The sequence below is a fragment of the Paraburkholderia steynii genome, assembly GCF_900100565.1.
Classification (GTDB): Bacteria; Pseudomonadota; Gammaproteobacteria; order Burkholderiales; family Burkholderiaceae; genus Paraburkholderia; species Paraburkholderia terrae.
This window is the reverse complement of record NZ_FNDI01000046.1, coordinates 27,821-48,703: the sequence shown is the minus strand read 5'-3', so window position 1 is coordinate 48,703 and position 20,883 is coordinate 27,821. Positions and strand designations below refer to the sequence as shown.

The following is a 20,883-nucleotide window of genomic DNA, read 5'->3' as shown; positions in this document are numbered from 1 at the left end:
TCGAAAGCATCGGTCACGCTCAAGGGCGCAAGCGGAACGAAGATCACCAACCTGATTGCGGGCGCGCTCAATGCCAACAGCACCGATGCCGTCAACGGCTCGCAGCTCTACCAGACGAACCAGAACGTTGCGAACATCGGCGCGAGCGTCAACAACGTCGTGAACTACTACAACACTCTCGTCGAAGGCGGCGGCATCAAGTATTTCCACGCCAATTCGTCACTCGACGATTCGCTTGCGAGCGGTCAAGATGCAATCGCGATCGGCGGCAACGCGCAGGCCAGCGACACAGGCGCCGTTTCGATCGGTGCGGGTGCGTTGGCCGACCGTTCCAACTCGATCGCGATCGGCCAGAACGCGCAGGCAGGTGCGGCGAATTCAGTGGCGCTCGGCGCCAATTCGTCGACGACCGCGACGCTGACGACACCCGCCTATCAGCCGGGAACGACGCAGCTCGCGGGCACGACACCTGTCGGTGAAGTCTCCGTCGGATCGGCTGGCAACGAGCGGCGCGTGACGAACGTCGCAGCGGGCGCGGCGGACACCGATGCCGTCAACGTGAGCCAGCTCAGGTCTGCCGTCGATGCGTCGTCGAGCGGCGTGCTCGCTGAGGCGGTGACATACGACAGCGCGCAGCACAACAGCGTGACGCTCGGCGGCACGACGGCGACTTCACCCGTCGCGCTGAAGAACGTCGCACCGGGCGCGATCGCTTCGGGGAGCCGCGATGCCATCAACGGCTCGCAGCTGTACAACGTCGCGAGCACGACGGCGGCGGCGCTGGGCGGCGGTGCGGCGCTCGGCAGCGATGGGAAGATTGCGCCGCCGACGTATGTGATCAGCGGCAATTCGTATAACGATGTCGGCAATGCGCTTTCGGCGATTGGCACCGTAGTGAACGCCGCCACCACCAACCTGAAGTACTTCAAGGTCGTTCCGCCAAGAATCGCCGACGATGATGCGCCGGCTGTGGCCTCCGGCGAATTCGCGATGGCGCTCGGCGCTGGTTCTGCTGCCAACGGTAACTACGCCATGGCACTTGGGTCCGGATCAATCGCACGAAACGATCTCACCGTCGCAATTGGCTTTAACGCGCAAACTTCGGCGTCCAACTCGGTGGCACTGGGCGCCGGGTCAGTAGCCAAGGCGGAAAACATCGTGTCGGTCGGCTCCGCCGAGCTGCAGCGCCGCATTACGAACGTCGCGGACGGCATCGAGTCGACCGACGCCGTCACGATGCACCAGTTCTCCGAACTGCAGGGCCAGATGCTGCATGCGACGAACGCGCCGCGTTCGATGCTGTTGGGCGCCCCCAACCCGCTCGACTTCATCGCCGTCAGCCCGACCACGACGACGACCAACATGACGCTGACGTCCAACGACCCGAACGCACTCGCGATCGGGCCAGGCGCAACGTCGACAGCGGCGAATACGACCAGCGTCGGCACGTTGGCAACGGCAGGCGGCAACAAGTCCACGGCCGTCGGGGCAGGCGCGGGGGCCGCGCGCGAAGGCGCCACCGCCGTCGGTCAAGGCTCGGCCGCGCTCGGCATCAACGCGACTGTCATTGGCACGGGCGCATCGACAGGCTTCGGCGCCGAAAACGCCGTGGCGCTCGGCTACATGGCATCTGCCATCGGTGCCGGTTCGATGAGTTTCGGCGCCAACGCGGATGCCAACGGCACGGGCTCGATCGCCTTCGGCAACGGCTCGATGACGCTCACACCCGCCACGAATTCCGTGGCTCTCGGCGCGAACTCCGTTGCGGCCCGCGCCAACACGATCTCGGTTGGCAGCGACACGCTGCAACGCCAGATCGTCAACGTCGCGGCAGGCACGTCGAATACCGACGCCGTCAACGTGTCGCAGCTCAAGGGCATCACGACGGTGCTCGGCGGCGGCGCCGGCATCGCGAGCGACGGCTCGGTCACGAAGCCGGTTTATACGATCGGCGGACAGACCTATAGCGACGTCGGCGCGGCGCTCAACGCCGCAGCCGCCTCGGGTGGCGGCGCTTCGCCCGATGCCGTTTCGTACGACACGGCCGCGCATTCCCGCGTCACATTCGGCGGCGCGACGGGCGCACCCGTCACGCTTGCGAACGTCGCGCCCGGCCTGCTGGCAGCCAACAGCACGGAAGCCATCAACGGCGCGCAGCTCTACAACGCGGCGAGCACCGTGGCCGGCGCGCTGGGCAGCGGCGCAACGGTCGGCGCGGACGGCAAGGTCAAGGCGCCGACCTACACGATTGGCGGCTCGACTTACAACAACGTCGGCACGGCCCTCTCCGCCGTGGATTCCGCGCTCGCCACGGGCGGCAACCCGAACGGCGTCGTGTATGACTCGTCTGCGCGCAACAAGGTCACGCTCGGCGGCGCGGGCGCGAGCACGCCCGTCACGCTGACGAACCTTGCCGATGCGAAGGCCGACAGCGATGCCGTCAACCTGAAGCAACTGAAGGCAGCGGGCATTGCCGTCGATCCGTCGACGGGTCTCGTGACCAACGCGCTCGTCGCCTATGACGGCGCGTCGAAGTCGAGCGTCACGTTCAACGCGGGCGGCTCGCCGACGCAGTTGAAGAACGTCGCGGATGCCGTCGATGCGCTCGATGCCGTGAACCTGCGGCAAATGCAGAGCTACGTGTCCACGCAGATCACGAACTACACGCCGACACCCATGCCTTTGCCCGTGGCCAACGACCTGCCCGTGGGCACCGCGACAGGTACAGACGCGATTGCGATCGGCAACGGCGCGAACGCGTCGGGCAGTGGGGCAATTGCGATCGGCGCGCGCACGGCGACGGCGGGCGATCAGTCGGTCGCACTCGGCGTGGCGGCATCGGCGCCCGCGACCAATGCGGTGGCGCTCGGCGCTAACTCGGTGGCCGATCGCGACAACAGCGTCTCCATGGGCGCGGTTGGCTCCGAACGGCAGATCACCAACGTCGCGGCAGGCACGGCGGCAACGGATGCCGTCAACCTCGGCCAGATGAACAGCGCGATCAGCGGCGTCTACAAAAGCATGCAGGACATGGATCGCGACAATAAGCGCGGCATCGCGGCTGCGTCGGCGCTCAACATCGTCACGCCGTATCTGCCCGGCCGCACGACGCTCAATGCAGGCGTAGCCGGCTATCGCGGCACGGCGGCGCTCGGTGTGGGCGTATCGCGCTGGAACGAGAAGGGGTCGGTGAACTACAACCTCGGCGTGTCGAGCGCGGGCGGCAACAGCACGATCGTCCGCGCGGGTGTCGGCATCGTATTCGGCGACTGATCCGTTGACCTGACCGGGCTGCGCGGCTCGACAACGGGCCGCGCAGCCCTTTCCTGATGGAATCACACATGAAGCATTCATTGATGACGGGGGCGTGCGTCGCGTTGTCGGCGCTCGTCGCCGGCTGCGCGTCGACGGCCTCGCGCGACGCGCTGCAGGTGCAGAACCCAACCGTCCTGAAACGCGGGATCGGCGCGACGCAGGACAACACGGCAGGCGCGGCGACGCCCGCATGGCTCGAGACCTATCGCACCGCCGACAACGCCAGCGCGATCGATTCGATCCAGAAGCGTCTCGACGCGCTCGGCCCGCGCAGGGACAACTATTTCGGCTTCAAGGCGCAATGCTGGCTCGACGCCGCGCGCGACGAGCGCTCGCACTGGAACCACTGGGGCTTCGTCGAAGAAGCGTTGCGCGAAGCCAGCCGTCTCGCGTCGGGGCTTGAAACGGGCGGCGGCCTCGTCGTCGACAATCCGGATTTGCGTACGTCGGCCGTGGTGCGGCCCGACGTCTGGAAGCAGATCCTTACGGCCAAGGCATCACCCGCGTTTGCGTCCTGCGTGCCGGCACAGCGCCTGACCGCCTGCGACGAAGTCGGCATGATCCACGCGGGACACGAGGCGTGGACACGCAATTTCACGGCCAGCGCGCAGCGTGTGGACGACGTGACGAAGACCCTACCGCAGATCGATGCGGCGCTTGCCGCGTGTACGCCGCCCATCGCCGTGCAGCCCGTTGGACTCGCGCCGAAGGTCACGCTGGAAGGCGACGCGACGTTCGCGTTCGATCGCGGCGACATCGCGGGGTTGTTGCCCGCAGGCCAAGCCAGGCTCGATCAGCTGATACGCGACATGAAGCAGGCCGGCGACGTGACGGCCATTCGTGTCGAAGGCTACACGGACCGGCTTGGCAGCGACGCGTTTAACCGGCGGCTCTCCGCGACGCGTGCGGAGACGGTGAAGCGCTACCTCACGGCGAGCGGCATCGATGCGCCGATCAGCGCGCAAGGTATGAGCAGCACGAACCCGCTCGTGCAATGCGACGAGCGCAACCGGCAACAATTGATCCGCTGCCTCGCGCCCAACCGGCGCGTCGAGCTGAGCTTTACGCGCGGTGGTTCGGCCTTAGCCGCTCCCACGCGCTAACCCGCTAACCCGCTAACAGCCGACGCGTCGCGCGTTTGCGCGACGCGCGGTTTAGCTCACCGGGTCCCCTCGGGCGCGCAACCCAATGCCGAATGCGCGCTCGGCCTGCATCAGCAACAAGCGGATGTGAGCGATGTCCCCCGCCTGCGCCACTTTTTCCAGCGACGCGCACAACGCCAGGGCAGGCTCGTCGCCCGCGAGCCGCGCCGAACCCTTCAGCCGGTGCGCGAGATACGCGACACGCGACACGTCGTGGAGCTCGACTGCATCGAATGCCGCGCGCAGGTCTGCGTATACGCTTTGCAGCAGCATTGCATGAAGATCGCCTGGCCCTTCGGCGAGCACACGCGCCCATCCGTCCGTCATCGACGTGTACCCGTTGCTAGTTCGTCAGCCCGTTTGTCTTCGCGTACTCGACCAGATCGACGACGTTCTGCAATTCGAGCTTTTGCATAAGACGCATCTTGTACGTACTGACTGTTTTGGGACTCAGATTCATCGAAGCCGCAATATCGACATTGCTCTGACCGCGAATCAGCCGGTGCAGCACCGATGTCTCGCGCCGCGATAACGCGACGCCCGCCGGCTCGACCAGCTCGGAGGAAAAGCAGGTATAGCCGATCATCACCAGTCTCAAGCTGGCGATCAGTTCATCAGGATCGCGAAGCTTGCTGACGAAGCCATGCGCGCCGGCTCTGCGAACGTGCATGGCATTGAGCCGCTCGTCGACGGACGAAAAGGCGAGCACGCGCAAGTCGGGGCGCGCGTCGCGCAACCGCGCGATCAGATCAAGCCCGTCGCCGTCGGGCAGGCGCAGGTCGACGATCGCGAGCGCAGGCTCCGTCGTGGCCGCTGACGCCAGCGCTTCGGCCACGGAACCTGCCTCCGCAACCATGTCGAAATCGTCCGATTCATCGAGAACGTATCGCAGCGCGCGCCGCATCACCGGATGATCGTCGACCACCAGCGTCCTAAAACGCTTGGAATTGTGAGAGATATCGAGTGGATTCAAAGTAAGAATGTAGGACCTGTCTTACGATAGATAGTGAGCGGTCTCTATACTTAATCAGTAATCCATAGTTCACCGCTTTGCTAGAATCGTACATGATTTTTCCTGCAGTGATCTCTCAGAAGACAGCATGTTTTCGGGTCAGGATGATAAGAAATGGGCCAAAGATGAAAAGAATTGTCATCGTTGATGACCACCCAATGATTCGCGGCGCAATCGCAAGTGTGTTTCGATCGGATCCGGAACTGCAGATCGTAGGAGAGTCTGGCGACGGCGAGGAAGGATTGAGAATGGTCCTAGCGCTGAATCCGGATCTGGTCGTGCTCGATCTTGACTTGCCCAGCCTCGATGGGCTGTCGATGATCCGCCGCATTCGCGCGCAGGACGATGGCATGCACATACTCGTGTTGTCCGCGAAGCCGGATCACGTGATGTCGCTACACACGCAGCAAGCGGGCGCGAACGGCTACGTGAGCAAGGGCCGCGAACTGACGGAAATGCTGACGGCCGCACGCACGGTGCTGCTCGGTTTCGACTGCTTTCCCGCGCACGCGCCGCATACGGGCAAGGCGGGCAGCCTCGATGTGCTGTCGCCGCGCGAGATGGAAGTGCTGCAGTATCTCGCGCGCGGCATCAGCAACAAGGAAATCGCGGGCCGCCTGTTCCTCAGCGACAAGACGGTCAGCACGTACAAAACGAGACTGTACGAAAAGCTGGGCCTGTCGTCGCTCGCCGCGCTGATCGAGTTTGCGACGCTGAACAAGCTGATCGACTGACGCGCCAGCATGAACCCGCATCCGTCCGGCATCGCATCGTTGCTCGCCCGCACGTTTGGCTGGCACGCGCCCATCGGGGCGCTCGCGCTGTTCGGATCGTTCGCCGCGTGGAATGAACCGCTTGCGGGCAGCACGGCAGCAATGCTGCTTCTGCTGGCGCGCGGCCTGCGCGCCGCTGCACGGGACGACGAGGAACGGCGCGCATTGACGCTTGAGATCGACCATCTGGACGCGTCGCTGCGTGAGGCGCAAGAGGACAACGCGGTACATGCGGCGGAATCCGCCCGCTCGCAGGACGAAGCCGCTCAGGCCGCGCGCGCAGCAGCGCACGATGAACACGTCGATACGCTGCGACTCGCGCGGCGCAGGATCGTGCCGTGCGTGCAGGCGTTGAGCGAGCGTCTCGATGCCGATGCAGGTTTCGCGAATGCCGGGGTCGGTGCGATTCGCTGCGCAGCCGAAACGCTCGCGTTCGTTGCGCAGGACACGCTCGACGACATTCCTTCCGCCGATCGCGATATCGTCTTCGATGAAGACCTCGTCGATCTGCGCGAGCTGATCGACGGCGTCGCGCTGCTCGTCGCGCCTGTCGCGGCACGCAAGTCATCGCGGCTGCAAGCGTGTATCGACCGATCGGTTGCCGCATGCGTGCTTGCCGACCGCGCGCGGCTTGGCCAGGTTGTGTACAACCTGCTTGCTTACGCGATCGAAACGGGAGGTGCGGGCGTCGTCACGCTCGCCGCGCGCGCGGAGTCGCTGGGCCCGGGCGCGCAGCGTATCGTGATCGGCATCAACGGCGCGGCATCGACGTCGAACGACACGCATTCGCGCGGGCATCAGGCGATAGAGGAACCCGCAAATGTGCGCGAGCATCCCGACCTCGTGCTAGCCCGCGTGATCGCGCGAAAGATGGGCGGCGACATCACGATCCTCGAAGGCAAGAGCGTTGGCGTCTGCGTCGCGCTCCATGCGCCGTGTACCATCGAGCGTCACGATTGGCCCGTGCCAGAGCACGAGCGTCGCTTTGCCATTGTCGACATCGAAGCGTATGAAGATCGCGTGGCGATTTGCGAGTTGCTGAAAAAGCTGGGCATCACGACGTTGCCGTCCGACGCGCAGCCGCCCGTGCGCATCGACTTTCGTTTTGCCGAAGCTGGGCAGCCGCCGTCGCCGTATGGCGAGAAGCGCATCATCACCGTCACGCGCAACGCTTTGCCTGGTGGCATGCGCGAACGTGGCGGCATGATCGAGTTGTCGCTCAATCCGTTGTCGTGGACGGCGCTCAGGCGCATCTGCGGCGCGCGTGCCGTGCCAGTCCAGGCGCCTGCCATGCGCGCCCAGGCGCCCGCCCGTCCTTCGTCGGGACGACCCACCATCCTCGTCACCGACGACAACGAAGTCAACCGCAAAGTGCTCGCCCGGCAACTCGACGTGCTCGGATACCGCTGCCTCGTCGCCAGCTCGGGCGACGAAGCGCTCGACGTGCTGAGCCGCGAAGCCGTCGGTCTGCTCGTCACCGATCTGCAGATGCCCGGCATGAGCGGCGTAGAGCTCGCCCGTCACGTTCGCGCGACGTCCGGCGGTTCGGGACCTGGCCTGCCGATAATCCTGATGTCGGCAAATGCCGACGCGAAGCTGGCCGACACGGAGCGCGCGCTATTCGGCGCGACGCTTGTCAAGACGGCCGGATTGAGCGCGCTCGACGCCGCCCTCAGGCGTCTGCTTCCCGCCACGTCGCGGCATCGCGCGGCACGTCTCGAGCGTTACGACTTCACCGAGCTCGATTCGCTTGCTGCTGAAGGCGTGGACGTCGGCGGCCTGCTGCGCGACTGGCAGCAGTCTATGGAAAACGACCTCGTGGATCTGGAGGAGCGCCGCGCATCGGGCGACGAGCCAGGCGTGCGCCGCGTGCTGCATAAGCTCGCAGGCGCGCTCGGGGTGGTCGGAAATCGCGGCCTGGTGAGTGCGCTGCAACGGGCAAGCAGCGCGCGGGAACCTGTCGACAACGTGTTGATCGACGGACTCGTCGCGCGGATGAGAGCGCAGATGACGGAGCTTGATGGCCACAGTTCGCGGCGGAGAGTCGGACCGTAACACGGCGCGCTCATGACAACAAAAAGCCCGCAGAACGCGGGCCCAAACACCACGAGACACGGTGGAGACGATCTGAGAACCGTGCGCGGTTAGCGCGGCTGGTCGATGTAGCCCCGGGGAAGGCCGCTCAGACACGCTATTGATCAGTATAGGGTGCCGTTTCGTCTTAGCAGGAGAAAATGCCTGTTTCGTCGCACATAAGTATTAATTGCTACACAGCCAACGATAGACACAGCGTCACGCCGTGCGCTCTTCGGTCTGTCATGCAAGCAGCGCGTCGAGCTTTTCGTTCAAGGCAGTAATTGCTTCCGTCACGCCCGGCAGCAACGCGACGGCCGTCAGCGCGTCGTGCTTGAGCGCGGCACGCTCCAGACGCAGCGCCAGTGCGGTTTCCCGCCTGCATTGCAACATCCGCAACGAACCCGCCAGACGATGCGCGGCGTGGCCCAACTCGTTCCATGCTTCGCTGTTACGGGCTGCGGACATGTAGAGAAGCGTTGCGTGGTTCGTTTCAATGAGCGCGCTCGTCACGTCCCGTGCAACAGCGTGATCGCCGAGCGCGAGCGCATTGATTCGTTCCTGCAGCGCATTCATGTCCACCGCATGGCCGCAAAAACCGCGCGAGCATGCCGCCGTCATTGCCGGGCCGCGGCGATGCCACAGCGCCGCGCGAAATCGACCAGATCGACGAGCGTTGCGACGCCCACCTTGGTCATCAACCGCGTCTTGTGACTGCTGACCGTCTTGTTGCTGATGAAGAGCGCGTCACCGATCGTCTTGTTGGACATGCCCTTGGCGAGCATCTGCAGGATCACCAGTTCCTTGTCGGAAAGCAACTCGAGCTTGCGCTCTTCGACGACGCCCCGTCCAGCCGCGCCGACGCTCGCGGAAGGCGCGACGGGAAACACGCTGTAGCCCGACATGACGGCTTCGACACTGCGCATGATCTCCTTCACGTCCTGCGACTTGCTGACGAAGCCTTGCGCACCCGCGCGCATGGCACGGGACACGAACGTGGACGCATCGTGGCTCGACAGAATCAGTACGCGCATGGACGGATGCGCGGTTTTCAGGCGCGCGAGCACATCGAGGCCATTTATGCGCGGAATATCCAGATCGAGAATGGTAAGGTCGGGCGCGAATTGACGCGCCATTTCCATTGCGGACTGACCGTTGTCTGCTTCAAATACTTCCTGTGTGCCGAGCAATTGCAACAGATGAGTCTTGATAACCAGCCGAAACGCCGGGTGATCGTCCACTATCAATATAGAAGCCAACTGACGTTCTCCTGATTTTCTTTTGACTCACGTGTTATCGCGCTGCTCACATAGCGTGTTTATCGACTACATGCCTTTATACACGTCGATTATTCTAAGTCACTATCAACGTGATTATTCTGCGGAATATTCTGCATTCCATATCTTTCTTCACGGCTTTTTTCCAGTTTATTTGTTATTCAATTTCCAATATTGCTCGTGGCATGAAAGGGTATATCAGACGAGCGAAATTTCGCTTGTGCATGGCGAAGCGCATTGCGGCGCCGCTCGCCTGCCATGGGTGATGACTTGCGACATCCAGCGCGAGGCGAGTTGCCGCACTCGAGGTAAACCCGCTTGAATTTAACTAACTCGTCAATTAAGCTTGCGTCCCATGAACACGAAACGTCAACCGACCAAACCGCGCGGGCGCCGCCCCGCCGTCGAGAATTTCGACGTGCGCGAGCATCTGCTCGATACCGCCACTCGCCTTTTCTCGGAGCGCGGCATCTCGGCCACCACCGTCGCGCAGATCGCCGCCGCCGCGGAGGTCACGTCCGCGCTCGTGCATTACTACTTCACGAATCGCGAGACGCTGCTCGACGCGATCGTCGAAGAGCGGCTCGCCCCGTCCGTCGGTTTTGTCTGGAGCGCTGCCGGAGAGGATTCGAGCGACGATCCGTTCGTGATGGTGGCCGAGTTCGTCAAGCGTCTTTTCGACGTGACGGGCCGCATGCCGTGGCTGCCGCCGCTCTGGCTGCGCGAGGTCGTTAACGAAGGCGGGATGCTGCGCGATCGCATGGTCACGCGCATTCCGTTCGACAACATCAAGCGGTTCGGCGCCCGCATCAAGGAAGCGCAGCACGCAGGCGCGGTGAATCCCGAGCTAGAGCCGCTGTTGATGTTCAACTCGCTCTTCGCGCTCGTGATGCTGCCGCAAGCGGCCGCGAAGATGTGGCAAAGCATTCGCGGCTTTCCGGCTATCGAGCGCGACACGCTGCAGCGGCACGTCACGGCCCTGCTGCTCGGCGGCATGAATCCGCCGGCGGAGCGCGCCGCACGCAAGCCGGCCGCGAAAAAAGCGGACACCGCGACACGCCGCCCATCCACGAGGTCCAGCTCATGAAGCATTCACGTTCATCCGCGCACGTCGTACGGATTTTTGCCGCGCTCATGGCATGCAGCGTGCTCGGCGCGTGCTCGCATCGCGACGACAATACGTGGCAAGGCTACGTCGAAGGGGAATTCGTGTATCTCGGCTCGTCGCAATCGGGCAAGCTGACGCAACTCGACGTCGCGCGCGGCGATCAGCTCACAGCGAATGCCCCCGTTTTCGCGCTCGAATCCGTCGACGAAACAGCCGCGCTGCAACAGGCGCAACAACAGCTCGCCGCCGCCCGCGCGCAATTGGCGGACATCCAGACAGGCAAGCGCCCGCCGGAAATCGACGTGACGAAGGCGCAGCTCGCGCAGGCCGTGGCGAACGCGCGCAAGGCCGCGCTGCAATTGACGCGCGACGAAGCGCAGTATCGCGTGGGCGGCATTCCGAAGGGACAACTCGACGATACGCGCGCCGCCGCCGACGCCGCCAACGCGCAGGTGCGCGAGTTGACGCACGAAGTGCAGGTCGCGCGGTTGCCGGGCCGCTCGCAGCAATTGCTCGCGCAGACCGCGCAGGTCGAAGCGGCGCAGGCGGCCGTTGCGCAGGCGCAATGGAAGCTTGACCAGAAGCGTGTGAACGCGCCCGCCAAAGGCCGCGTCTACGACACGCTGTACCGTGTCGGCGAATGGGTGCAGGCGGGCAACCCCGTCGTGCAGATGCTGCCGCCGCAAAACGTGAAGGTGCGCTTCTTCGTGCCCGAAACCGTGGTCGGCTCGCTCGCCCCCGGCCGCGCGCTGACGGTCCATTGCGACGGCTGCGCGTCGGATATCGACGCGAAGATCACGTACGTGTCGAGTTCGTCGGAATACACGCCGCCCGTCATCTATAGCAACGAGAGCCGCGCGAAGCTCGTCTTCATGGTCGAAGCGCATCCTTCCGTCGACGACGCGCCGCGCCTGCATCCCGGCCAGCCTGTTTCGGTGACCTTGCGATGAGCACGCAGAACGGGGCGCAAGGTTCGGCGGAAGGCTCGCTCGCCATAGACGTACACAACCTCAACAAGCACTTCGGCGACAAGCACGTCGTCAACGATGTCACGCTGCAAGTCGCGCACGGCGAAATCTTCGGCTTTCTCGGCCCGAACGGCAGCGGCAAGACGACGTCGATCCGCCTGATGTGTGGCCTGCTCACGCCGGATTCCGGCAGCGGCACCTGCCTCGGCTACGACATCGTGCGCGACAGCGCGCAGATCAAGCGCAACGTCGGCTACATGACGCAGCGCTTCTCGTACTGGGAAGACATGACGATCCGCGAGAATCTTGACTTCGTCGCGCGTATCTATCAGATGCGCGACCGCAAGGAGAAGGTGGATCGCGCGCTCGAAACGCTCGGCTTGCAGACGCGCGCGGACCAGATGACAGGGGCGCTGTCGGGCGGCTGGAAGCAGCGGCTTGCGCTCGCCGCCTGCATGCTGCACGAACCGAAGCTGCTGCTGCTCGACGAACCGACAGCAGGCGTCGACCCGACTGCGCGCCGCGACTTCTGGGAAGAATTGCACCGGCTCGCCGCGCAAGGCATTTCGGTGCTGGTCAGCACGCACTACATGGACGAAGCGGAGCGCTGCCACAAGCTCGCGTATATCGCGTACGGCAAACTGCTCGCGCAAGGCACGGCACAGCAGGTGATCGATTCGCAGGCGCTCGCCACGTGGGCGATTCACGGCGAGCGTCTGACGCAGCTATCCGAACAGTTGCGCAAGACGCCTGGCGTCGATCAGACCGTCGTATTCGGCTCCGCGCTGCACGCAAGCGGCCACGACCACGCCGCCCTCGAAAAGGCGATCCGACAGGTGACGTCCGGCCTGCCCGTGCGGATCGAGCCGATCCAAACCGGCCTCGAAGACGTCTTCATCTACATGATGAGCCGCTCGGCCGATAACTACGGGAAGTCATCGTGAACCGTCTATTCTCCGTGACGCGCTGGTGGGGCATCGTCCTCAAGGAGTTCATCCAGTTGCGGCGCGACCGCATCACATTTGGCATGATCGTCGGCCTGCCGATTCTTCAGCTCGCGCTGTTCGGCTTCGCGATCAATACCGACCCGAAGCATCTGCGCACGGCCGTCGTCATCAGCGAGCAGAGCCAGTTCTCGCGCAGCTTTGTCGCGGCGATGAAGAACTCGGACTATTTCCATATCGTCGATACGCTGCCCGACGACGCCGCGGCACGCGAGGCGCTGGCACGCGGCGACGTGACCTTCGTCGTGTCGATTCCCGTCGATTTTTCGCGGCGGCTCTTGCGCGGCGAACGGCCCGCGCTGCTCGTCGAAGCCGACGCCACCGATCCAACCGCGACACAGGCGCCGCTCGCCGCGTTGCCCGGTCTCGTGCAGTCGGTCGCGGACAAGGACATCACCGGGCCGCTCGCGCATCTGAACGGCGGGCCCGCCGCGTTCGACGTGCAGATCCACAAGCTGTACAACCCCGAGGGCGTCACGCAATACAACGTCGTGCCGGGCCTGATGGGCACGATCCTCACGCTGACGATGGTCATGATGACGGGCCTCGCGATGACCCGCGAACGAGAGCGCGGCACGATGGAAAACCTGCTCGCGACGCCCGTGCTGCCGATCGAGGTGATCGCGGGCAAGCTGGTGCCGTATATCGCCATCGGGCTCGTACAGTCGTCGATCATTCTGACGGCGGCGCGTTATGTCTTCCATGTGCCGTTCGTCGGCAGTCTGATCGCGTTGTATATCGCCGCGCTGCTCTTCATCGCGGCGAACCTGACGGTCGGCATTACGTTGTCGTCGATTGCGCAGAACCAGTTGCAGGCGATGCAGCTCACCATCTTCTACTTTCTGCCGAGCCTGCTGCTGTCGGGTTTCATGTTTCCGTTCGCAGGCATGCCCGTGTGGGCGCAATGGATCGGCAATCTGCTGCCGCTCACGTACTTCAACAGGCTCGTGCGCGGCATTCTGCTCAAGGGCAATGGCTGGGTCGAACTGTGGCCATCTGTGTGGCCCGTCGCGATCTTCACAGCCGTCGTGTTGGCCATTGCCGTGCGTTTCTATCGGCGCACGCTGGATTAGGAGGCTCGACGATGAAACACTACGTGCTGTTGTCCGCGCTCGCGCTGTGCGGCTGCGCGGTCGGCCCCGACTTTCATACGCCTGCCGCGCCCGACGCGCCGTCCTACACGCGTGAAGCGCTGCCCGCCGCCACGCAGGCCGCAGGTGTCACGCAAACGCTCGTCGCCGCGAATAACGCGCTGCCCGCATGGTGGACGCAGTTTCGCTCCGACGCGCTGGACCGTCTCGTCGACACGGCGCTGCAACACAGCCCGACACTCGACGAAGCGCGCGCGAAACTCGTCGAAGCGCGCGAGAACTACATCGCGCAAGCAGGCGCGACCGAGTTCCCCACCATCGATGCGACGCTGTCCGGCACGCGGCAAAAGGTGAATCCCGCTGCGTTCGGCATTCCAAATGTGCCGAACCCCGGGCCGTTCACGCTGTTCAATGCGTCGGTGAGCGTGTCGTATGCGCTCGATATTTTCGGCGGCAATCGGCGCGCGCTCGAAGCCTTGTTCGCGCAAGTCGATTATCAGACGTATGAGCTCGATGCCGCGCGCTTGTCGCTGGCGGGCAATGTCGTGTCAACGGCGATCCGGCGCGCGTCGCTGCAACAGCAACTCGCGCTGACCCAGCAACTCGCGGATGCACAGGCGCATCAACTGACGATCGTCGAAGGACGGTACGCGGCGGGCGGCGTCGCGCAACTCGACGTGCGAACACAGCGCACGCTGCTCGCGCAGACGCGCGCGCAGATTCCGCCGCTGACGACGCAACTCGCGCAAGCCGATCATCAGCTCGCGATTTTGCTCGGCGTCGCGCCGTCGCAAGCGGATTTCAACGAGATCACGCTCGATGCGCTGCATCTGCCCGACACCGTACCCGTCACGCTGCCGTCGACGCTCGCGCGCGAACGGCCAGACATCCGCGCATCGGAAGCGCTGTTGCATCAGGCTAGCGCGAATGTCGGCGTCGCGACGGCGAACCTGTATCCGCAGTTCATCGTGTCGGCGGGGATCGGCTCGGAGCGCACGCGCATCGAAGATGTCGTCAACAGCCTGAACGTGTGGAACCTCGGCCTGAATCTGACGCAGCCGATCTTTCATGGCGGCGAACTGCGCGCGAAAAAGCGCGCTGCGCAGGCGGCTTATGACGCGGCGTTTGCGTCGTATCGGCAGACGGTGTTGCAGGCGCTCCAGCAGGTCGCCGATACGCTGCACGCGTTGAATGATGACGCGCGCGAATTGCAGGCGCGCGATGATGCGGCGTCGGAAGCGCAGGCAAGCGTAACGATCGCGCAGGCACAGTATGCGGCGGGCGGCGTCAGTCAGTTCAGCTTGATCGATACGCAGCGCCAGGCGTTGCAGACGGCGCTCGACAGGACGCGCGCACAGGCTGATCGTCTCGCGGATACGGCAGCGCTGTTTCAGGCGCTAGGTGGGATGACGCCTGGTGCGTCGGCCGATCAGACGGCGAAGCGATAGGTGCAGAGATGAAAAACCCGGCCGAAGCCGGGTTTGTTCTCTGCGCGTCGAATGCAAATCAGCCGCGCCGGAAAAGCCGGATGACGAACAGCAGGATCACAGCGCCGATGAACGCCGTGATCGTCGAACCGATCCATCCGCTGCCAAGCGAGATATGCAGCACGCCCGACAGCCAGCCGCCGATAAACGCCCCCACAATGCCGACGACGATATCGAGGAGGACGCCATAGCCGCTGCCCGACACCAGCACACTAGCAAGCCAGCCCGCGATACAGCCGATGATCAGCCAGGCAATGATTCCGTGTTCCATAGTTTTCTCAGGTTTCCACTGTGAGTGATAAGGGCTGTAGTTTTAACGCAGCGCTCGACCTGAGTTGTCAACGTTTGTCACGACTTGGAGCGGTTGTTGAGTGCTACGCGGCGGTATTCTCACCATCCAGAAACAACACCATGTTCTCTTCATCGAAGTAACGCCCGTTCACGCACATCGCGCGGCGCTCGATGCCATAGCCAGTAAATCCGCTCGTCATATAAAGCCGCCGCGCACGATGGTTCTCGGTATTGACGCGAAGATGAATCTGCCGCATGCGCATAGTGCATGCATGCGTCAACGCGGCCCCGAGCAATTCGCGCGCGACGCCCACATTCCGATACAGAGGATGAACGAACAAGCCCCACAGCACGCCCTTGTGACGTAACTGCGCGTAAGGCTCCTGTTTGAGACCGGCGATTCCGATCAGCATGTACTGATCGAATACGCCGAACACGATCTGTTCAGGCGTCTGCCGTATTTGCGCGGCGACAGCGTCGAGCGGCCGCGTGCGCTCTTCTTCGAGGGTCGGCCAGATCGCAGATGGGGAATCGTCGATGGCCTTGAGCCGCAGTTTTGTGAACGCAGCGGCGTCGGTTTCGTTCAAAGACCGAAGTGTCAGAGCCTCGCAAAGCATTGCTTCATAATTCCAGAAAGTGTCCGATAGCGAGCTATACAGGAACTTTCAGGTCAACTAGTGAAGCTCTGACAATTTATGACAAACGCGCGTGAAAAGCGCAATCGTGGGAGCGGTCGTAGTGCAGATAGACGTGCGACCGCAATGACATAACTCAAACGGGTTTGCTCACGCCGCCACCGCCCGCGCCGCATTTCTTCCACGCAACCATTCGAGCGCAAGCAGCAGGCAGGTCGAAAACACGATAAGAATCGTCGCCAGCGCGGCGATGGTCGGGCTGATGTTCTCGCGAATGCCGGTGAACATCTGCCGCGGCAACGTCGTCTGATCGGCGCCCGCGAGGAACAGCGTGACGACCACTTCGTCAAACGATGTAGCGAACGCGAACAGCGCGCCTGAAATCACGCCCGGCGCGATCACCGGCAGCGTGATACTGAAAAACGTCTTCACCGGGTTCGCGCCGAGCGACAGGCTTGCCCGCACGAGGTTGTAGTTGAAGCCCTGCAATGTAGCCGCCACCGTCGTCACGACGAACGGCACGCCAAGCGACGCATGCGCCATGATCAAGCCAATATACGTATTGGCCAGTCCCAGCGGCGCAAAGAACAGATACATGCCAACGCCGACCACGACTACGGGCACGATCATCGGCGAGATCAGGATCGCCATCAGCAGCGCCTTGCCCTTGAAGTTCGCCTTCGTCAAACCGATCGCCGCGAGCGTGCCAAGCACCGTTGCCAGCACGGTCGCCGACGGCGCGACGATAAAGCTGTTCTTCGCGGCCATCCGCCATTCGTCGGAGGCGATCAGGTTCTGATACCAGCGCAGCGACCAGCCGGGAATCGGATAGACGAGAAACGTGCTCGACGAAAACGACAGCGGCACGATCGCGAGCACGGGCAGGATCAGATACAGCAGCGTCAGCACGGCAAGTCCGCGCAGCGTGAAGTACCACACGCGCTCGACTATCGACGTATGCGGCGCGAACATCGGTTTGGCAAATTTCATCGCGTCGCTCCTCAACCAAGGCTCACGTTCGAACGCGTGAAGCGTCCGTAGATCACATACAGCACGAGCGTCGCCGCGAGCAGCAGCCCGCCGAGCGCGCACGCCATGCCCCAGTTGATCGTCACGTTGGTGAAGTACGCGACGTAGTAGCTGACCATCTGATCGTTCGGTCCGCCGAGCAGCGCCGGCGTGATGTAGTAACCGATCGCGAGAATGAACACCAGCAGCGCACCCGCGCCGATGCCCGGATAAGTCTGCGGCACATACACGCGCCAGAACGCCGCGAACGGATGCGAGCCGAGCGAAATAGCCGCTCGCTGATAGGTCGGCGGAATCGACTTCATCACGCTGTAGAGCGGCAGGATCATGAACGGCAGCAGAATGTGCGTCATCGAGATATAGACGCCGACGCGATTGAACAGCAACGCCAGCGGATCATGTATCAGCCCCGAGCCGATCAGCGCCTTGTTGACGAGACCTTCGCTCTGCAGAATCACGATCCACGCAGCGACGCGCACGAGGATCGACGTCCAGAACGGAATCAGCACGAGGATCATCACGAGATTCGCGCGCCGTTCGTTGAGCGTCGAAATCCAGTACGCGAGCGGATAACCGAGCAGCAACGCGAACACCGTCACCGCGAAACCGATCACGAACGTGCGGCTGAACACAGCGAGATAGATCTGTTGCTCGGGGTCGGTCGGAATGATGTGGCCGAACGCGTCCTGCTTGTGATCCAGCGAGGCGAGCAGATAGAACGGCGAAATCGTGCTGCCGTTTTTGGCAATCGCTTGCCAGTATTTCGCATCGCCCCAACGTTCGTCGACTTCGAGAATCTTCGCCTTGACCTGCGCGGGCGGCAGCGCGTGGCCCGCGTCGTCGTTCAGCGGCATCGCGCGCGCCGTCTTCGCGACGAGCGAGCGATACCCCGGAATCTCCGTGTTCAGGCGCCGTGCAAGCGCGCCCATTGCTTCGCCATCGGCTATAGCGGTGAGATCGGTGGCGAGCGCGGCGTACGCGGCGTCATTTGGCGCGGACTTGCGATCCCAGTCGCGCAGCGCCGTCACCGTGTGCGGCAATGCTGCCGCAATCTCCGGGTTCTGGACGGCGCGCGTCAACAGCGCACCAATCGGCACGACGAAGATCAGCAGCAGAAAAATCGCGAGCGGGGCGATCAGCAGCAGCGCCATCGCGCGCTTCTTCGCTTCGGCGGCTTTCAGCTCGCGCTTGAGTTTGTTGGTCGACTCGGGGGCCGGGTCGGCGGCGATCGTGATCGTCGTCACAGGTTTCTCCTGCGTCAATGCAACTTGCTACAGCGATGCGGCTTCCCTGTGCGGATGCCGCATCGCATTCACCCCGGACTTACTTCGACGCCCACGACGAGAAGCGCTGTTCCAGCTCATCACCGTGATCGGTCCAGAACGTCAGGTTCTGCAGCACCGCGTTCTTGCCGTTGGCGGGCGAGTTCGGCAGATTGGCGAGCGTCTTCGCGTCGAGCGACTTGATCGCCGATTCATTCACCGGGCCATACGCGATGTGCTTCGCGTATTCCTGCTGCGGCTTCGACGAGATCGTGTACGCGATGTACTTCTCGGCCAGCGCCTTGTTCGGCGTGCCCTTCGGCATTGCCCAGTAGTCGAGGTCGTAGATGCTGCCGTTCCACACTACCTTCAGGTTCTTGCCTTCCTTCTGCGCGGCATCGATACGGCCGTTATATGCCGTCGACATCACCACGTCGCCCGCGACGAGGAACTGCGGCGGCTGCGCGCCCGCTTCCCACCACTGGATATTCGGCTTCAGCTCGTCGAGCTTCTTGAATGCGCGGTCCTGGCCTTCCTTCGTGCCGAGCACCTTGTAGACGTCCTTCGGCGCGACGCCGTCGGCCATCAGCGCGAACTCCAGGTTGTAGCGCGCGCCCTTGCGCATGCCGCGCTTGCCCGGGAATTTCTTCGTGTCCCAGAAGTCAGCCCAGCTCGCGGGCGCCGTCTTCAGCTTGTCGGCGTTGTACGCCATTGCCGTCGACCACACGAAAATGCCGACGCCGCACGTTTGCGGCGCTTCGGGAATCAGATCCGACTTCTTGCCGAGCTTCGACCAGTCGAGCTTTTCGTACAGGCCTTCGTCGCAGCCGCGGCCGAGGTCGCCCGATTCGACTTCGACGACGTCCCAGTTCACATGCTTCGCTTCGACCATCGCCTTCACTTTGGCCTGCTCGCCGTTGTATTCGACAGCCGTCACTTTCGAGCCGCTTTGCGCCTCGAACGGCTGGTTGAATGCGGCCTTCTGCGCGTCGCCATTCGCGCCGCCGAAGTTCACGACCGTCAGTTCCGCCGCGTTCGCCTGAGCAACGGCGCCGAGCGCGATGAGGACAGCGCCGACAGCCACGGCACAGCGCGATTGCACGATCTTCTTCATGATGGTTCCTCTTTGGTGTGATGAACTGCTTACGACGTGGACGTTGTTGTGTTTCTACTCACGCGAACACGCGCAGATGCTCCGGCGCGAATTCGAGCGCGACGGGCGCGCCCGGCGCGAAACCGTCGAGTGCTTCCGTGCCGAGCGGCACCTTCACGAAGCACTCGTCCTGTTGCGGCAAACCACAGCGCATGCGCACGTGATCGCCGAAATAAATGAGCCCGCGCGCTTCGCCCGCCACCGCATTCGCGCCCGGCTTCGCTCCGCTCACTGCGCCGGGTGCGAGCTTCATCCGCTCCGGCCGGATGCACGCGACGCCTTGCGCGCCCGCTTGCGCGCCACCGATATTCCGCCCGACCAGGCGCGTTCCGTCGATCAGGTGAAACTCGCAGTAGTCGCCGTCGACATTCGCAATCGTGCCGCGCAGCCGGTTGCTATCGCCGATGAAGTTCGCGACGAACTCGTTGCATGGCGCCTCGTAAAGACTGTTGACGGTATCGAGTTGCTGGACGATGCCCTTGTCGAACACAGCGACGCGGTCGGACATGGTCAGCGCTTCGCCCTGATCGTGCGTCACGTAGACGAAGGTAACGCCGAGCTTTTCGTGCAGCGATTTGAGTTCGTATTGCATGTGCTCGCGCAACTGCTTATCCAGCGCGCCGAGCGGCTCGTCCATCAGCACGAGCTTGGGTTCGAACACGAGCGCGCGCGCCAGCGCGATGCGCTGCTGCTGACCGCCCGACAGTTGCGCCGGATAACGCTTCGCAAAGCCTTCCATGCGCACCATTTTCAGCGCGTTGTTGACCTTGTGCGCGCGTTCGTCGGCGGGAAGCTTGCGCACCGTCAATGGATACGCGACGTTCTGCTCGACAGTGAGATGCGGAAACAGCGCGTAGTTCTGAAACACCATGCCGATGTTGCGCTTGTGCGGCGGCACGTTGTTGAGCAGTTGTCCATCGAGCCAGATCTCGCCGCCCGTCGGAAATTCGAAGCCTGCGAGCATCATCAGGCAAGTCGTCTTGCCGGAACCGGAGGGTCCGAGCAACGTGAGGAATTCGCCTTGATAGATGTCGAGATCGAGTTGCTTGACGACGAGCGTTTCGCCGTCATACGTCTTGCGCACACCCCGAAAGCTGACGATTACGTCTTCGGTTTTCATCGTGTCCGTCTCCATGCTTTAGCTGCATCTCTACGGGTTTCTACGCACATTTGGTTCCACCCGTTTTAACGATTTGCATCGATTGCGTGATCCACTATAGCCCGTTACGGTTCTACAATAGGGAACCATTTCATAATTCCGGA

19 protein-coding genes are annotated in these 20,883 nt (G+C 63.2%); 9 read left to right on the top strand and 10 right to left on the bottom strand.

The annotated features are described in order from the left end of the window. Both BLT65_RS42765 and BLT65_RS42760 read left to right on the top strand, forming a co-directional pair. On the top strand, positions 1-3,273 hold a 3,273-nt coding region (locus tag BLT65_RS42765), incomplete at its 5' end, for a YadA family autotransporter adhesin (RefSeq protein WP_208545896.1). Between the two features lie 68 nt (positions 3,274-3,341). Then, entirely contained in the window at positions 3,342-4,418 is a 1,077-nt protein-coding gene (locus BLT65_RS42760; protein WP_091790178.1) for an OmpA family protein, read from the top strand. Positions 4,419-4,469: 51 nt separating this feature from the next. Here BLT65_RS42760 and BLT65_RS42755 read toward each other — a convergent pair whose 3' ends face one another. Together BLT65_RS42755 and BLT65_RS42750 are read right to left on the bottom strand one after the other, a co-directional pair. Further along, complete coding sequence (locus BLT65_RS42755; RefSeq protein WP_091790176.1) at positions 4,470-4,784, bottom strand: Hpt domain-containing protein; 315 nt, start codon at positions 4,782-4,784, stop codon at positions 4,470-4,472. Positions 4,785-4,800: 16 nt separating this feature from the next. Then, the gene (locus tag BLT65_RS42750) at positions 4,801-5,382 is read right to left on the bottom strand and encodes a response regulator transcription factor (protein WP_091790174.1); all 582 of its coding nucleotides are present in this window, start codon (positions 5,380-5,382) and stop codon (positions 4,801-4,803) included. A 140-nt stretch (positions 5,383-5,522) separates the two neighbouring features. Here BLT65_RS42750 and BLT65_RS42745 point away from each other — a divergent pair, with 140 nt between their 5' ends. Next, positions 5,523-6,203, top strand: coding sequence for a response regulator (locus BLT65_RS42745; protein ID WP_341865856.1), 681 nt, complete (start codon positions 5,523-5,525; stop codon positions 6,201-6,203). 9 nt (positions 6,204-6,212) lie between these two features. Continuing rightward, the gene (locus tag BLT65_RS42740; protein ID WP_091790170.1) at positions 6,213-8,297 is read left to right on the top strand and encodes a response regulator; all 2,085 of its coding nucleotides are present in this window, start codon (positions 6,213-6,215) and stop codon (positions 8,295-8,297) included. Between the two features lie 261 nt (positions 8,298-8,558). Here BLT65_RS42740 and BLT65_RS42735 read toward each other — a convergent pair whose 3' ends face one another. Beyond that, entirely contained in the window at positions 8,559-8,891 is a 333-nt protein-coding gene (locus BLT65_RS42735; RefSeq protein WP_244187036.1) for an Hpt domain-containing protein, read from the bottom strand. Positions 8,892-8,932: 41 nt separating this feature from the next. Then, positions 8,933-9,574 (bottom strand): response regulator transcription factor, encoded by a 642-nt coding sequence (locus BLT65_RS42730; RefSeq protein WP_042315678.1) that lies wholly within the window; start codon positions 9,572-9,574, stop codon positions 8,933-8,935. Between the two features lie 373 nt (positions 9,575-9,947). Between BLT65_RS42730 and BLT65_RS42725 the strand changes: the two genes are divergently transcribed. The 5 genes from BLT65_RS42725 to BLT65_RS42705 are packed head-to-tail and all read left to right on the top strand — an operon-like array spanning position 9,948 to position 15,211. Then, on the top strand, positions 9,948-10,679 hold the full coding sequence (locus BLT65_RS42725; RefSeq protein ID WP_091790164.1) for a TetR/AcrR family transcriptional regulator: 732 nt from the start codon (positions 9,948-9,950) through the stop codon (positions 10,677-10,679). Next, positions 10,676-11,650, top strand: a complete 975-nt coding sequence (locus BLT65_RS42720) for an HlyD family secretion protein (protein ID WP_091790162.1) — start codon at positions 10,676-10,678, stop codon at positions 11,648-11,650. Before BLT65_RS42725 ends, BLT65_RS42720 begins: the two co-directional genes overlap by 4 nt. After that, positions 11,647-12,612: an ABC transporter ATP-binding protein gene (locus tag BLT65_RS42715; protein WP_091790160.1), complete on the top strand. Its 966-nt coding sequence runs from the start codon at positions 11,647-11,649 to the stop codon at positions 12,610-12,612. Before BLT65_RS42720 ends, BLT65_RS42715 begins: the two co-directional genes overlap by 4 nt. Beyond that, positions 12,609-13,745 carry an ABC transporter permease gene (locus BLT65_RS42710; RefSeq protein ID WP_091790158.1) on the top strand — a complete coding sequence of 379 codons (1,137 nt, stop codon included), beginning with the start codon at positions 12,609-12,611 and terminating at the stop codon, positions 13,743-13,745. The genes BLT65_RS42715 and BLT65_RS42710 overlap by 4 nt, the downstream gene beginning before the upstream one ends. Positions 13,746-13,756: 11 nt before the next feature. Next, a complete protein-coding gene (locus BLT65_RS42705; protein WP_091790156.1) occupies positions 13,757-15,211 on the top strand; it encodes an efflux transporter outer membrane subunit in 1,455 nt (484 codons plus the stop codon). A 58-nt stretch (positions 15,212-15,269) separates the two neighbouring features. On the opposite strand, the gene BLT65_RS42700 is transcribed toward BLT65_RS42705, so the two are convergent. From BLT65_RS42700 to BLT65_RS42675, 6 genes are all read right to left on the bottom strand, one after another. After that, the gene (locus BLT65_RS42700) at positions 15,270-15,521 is read right to left on the bottom strand and encodes a GlsB/YeaQ/YmgE family stress response membrane protein (protein ID WP_042315687.1); all 252 of its coding nucleotides are present in this window, start codon (positions 15,519-15,521) and stop codon (positions 15,270-15,272) included. A 103-nt stretch (positions 15,522-15,624) separates the two neighbouring features. Next, positions 15,625-16,158: a GNAT family N-acetyltransferase gene (locus BLT65_RS42695; RefSeq protein WP_091790154.1), complete on the bottom strand. Its 534-nt coding sequence runs from the start codon at positions 16,156-16,158 to the stop codon at positions 15,625-15,627. 168 nt (positions 16,159-16,326) lie between these two features. After that, positions 16,327-17,166 (bottom strand): ABC transporter permease, encoded by an 840-nt coding sequence (locus BLT65_RS42690; protein ID WP_042315690.1) that lies wholly within the window; start codon positions 17,164-17,166, stop codon positions 16,327-16,329. Positions 17,167-17,177: 11 nt separating this feature from the next. Then, a complete protein-coding gene (locus BLT65_RS42685) occupies positions 17,178-18,440 on the bottom strand; it encodes an ABC transporter permease (RefSeq protein ID WP_416365585.1) in 1,263 nt (420 codons plus the stop codon). Positions 18,441-18,528: 88 nt separating this feature from the next. Continuing rightward, the gene (locus BLT65_RS42680; protein WP_042315691.1) at positions 18,529-19,581 is read right to left on the bottom strand and encodes an ABC transporter substrate-binding protein; all 1,053 of its coding nucleotides are present in this window, start codon (positions 19,579-19,581) and stop codon (positions 18,529-18,531) included. A 58-nt stretch (positions 19,582-19,639) separates the two neighbouring features. Further along, positions 19,640-20,740: an ABC transporter ATP-binding protein gene (locus tag BLT65_RS42675; RefSeq protein WP_042315702.1), complete on the bottom strand. Its 1,101-nt coding sequence runs from the start codon at positions 20,738-20,740 to the stop codon at positions 19,640-19,642. Positions 20,741-20,883: the final 143 nt, after the last annotated feature.

Coding starts and splice junctions, on each gene's coding strand:
- BLT65_RS42760 (WP_091790178.1), top strand. CDS start 3,342: ATGAAGCATTCATTGATGACGGGGGCGTGCGTCGCGTTGTCGGCGCTC.
- BLT65_RS42755 (WP_091790176.1), bottom strand. CDS start 4,784: ATGACGGACGGATGGGCGCGTGTGCTCGCCGAAGGGCCAGGCGATCTT.
- BLT65_RS42745 (WP_341865856.1), top strand. CDS start 5,523: ATGATTTTTCCTGCAGTGATCTCTCAGAAGACAGCATGTTTTCGGGTC.
- BLT65_RS42740 (WP_091790170.1), top strand. CDS start 6,213: ATGAACCCGCATCCGTCCGGCATCGCATCGTTGCTCGCCCGCACGTTT.
- BLT65_RS42735 (WP_244187036.1), bottom strand. CDS start 8,891: ATGAATGCGCTGCAGGAACGAATCAATGCGCTCGCGCTCGGCGATCAC.
- BLT65_RS42725 (WP_091790164.1), top strand. CDS start 9,948: ATGAACACGAAACGTCAACCGACCAAACCGCGCGGGCGCCGCCCCGCC.
- BLT65_RS42720 (WP_091790162.1), top strand. CDS start 10,676: ATGAAGCATTCACGTTCATCCGCGCACGTCGTACGGATTTTTGCCGCG.
- BLT65_RS42715 (WP_091790160.1), top strand. CDS start 11,647: ATGAGCACGCAGAACGGGGCGCAAGGTTCGGCGGAAGGCTCGCTCGCC.
- BLT65_RS42705 (WP_091790156.1), top strand. CDS start 13,757: ATGAAACACTACGTGCTGTTGTCCGCGCTCGCGCTGTGCGGCTGCGCG.
- BLT65_RS42700 (WP_042315687.1), bottom strand. CDS start 15,521: ATGGAACACGGAATCATTGCCTGGCTGATCATCGGCTGTATCGCGGGC.
- BLT65_RS42695 (WP_091790154.1), bottom strand. CDS start 16,158: ATGCTTTGCGAGGCTCTGACACTTCGGTCTTTGAACGAAACCGACGCC.
- BLT65_RS42690 (WP_042315690.1), bottom strand. CDS start 17,166: ATGAAATTTGCCAAACCGATGTTCGCGCCGCATACGTCGATAGTCGAG.
- BLT65_RS42680 (WP_042315691.1), bottom strand. CDS start 19,581: ATGAAGAAGATCGTGCAATCGCGCTGTGCCGTGGCTGTCGGCGCTGTC.
- BLT65_RS42675 (WP_042315702.1), bottom strand. CDS start 20,740: ATGAAAACCGAAGACGTAATCGTCAGCTTTCGGGGTGTGCGCAAGACG.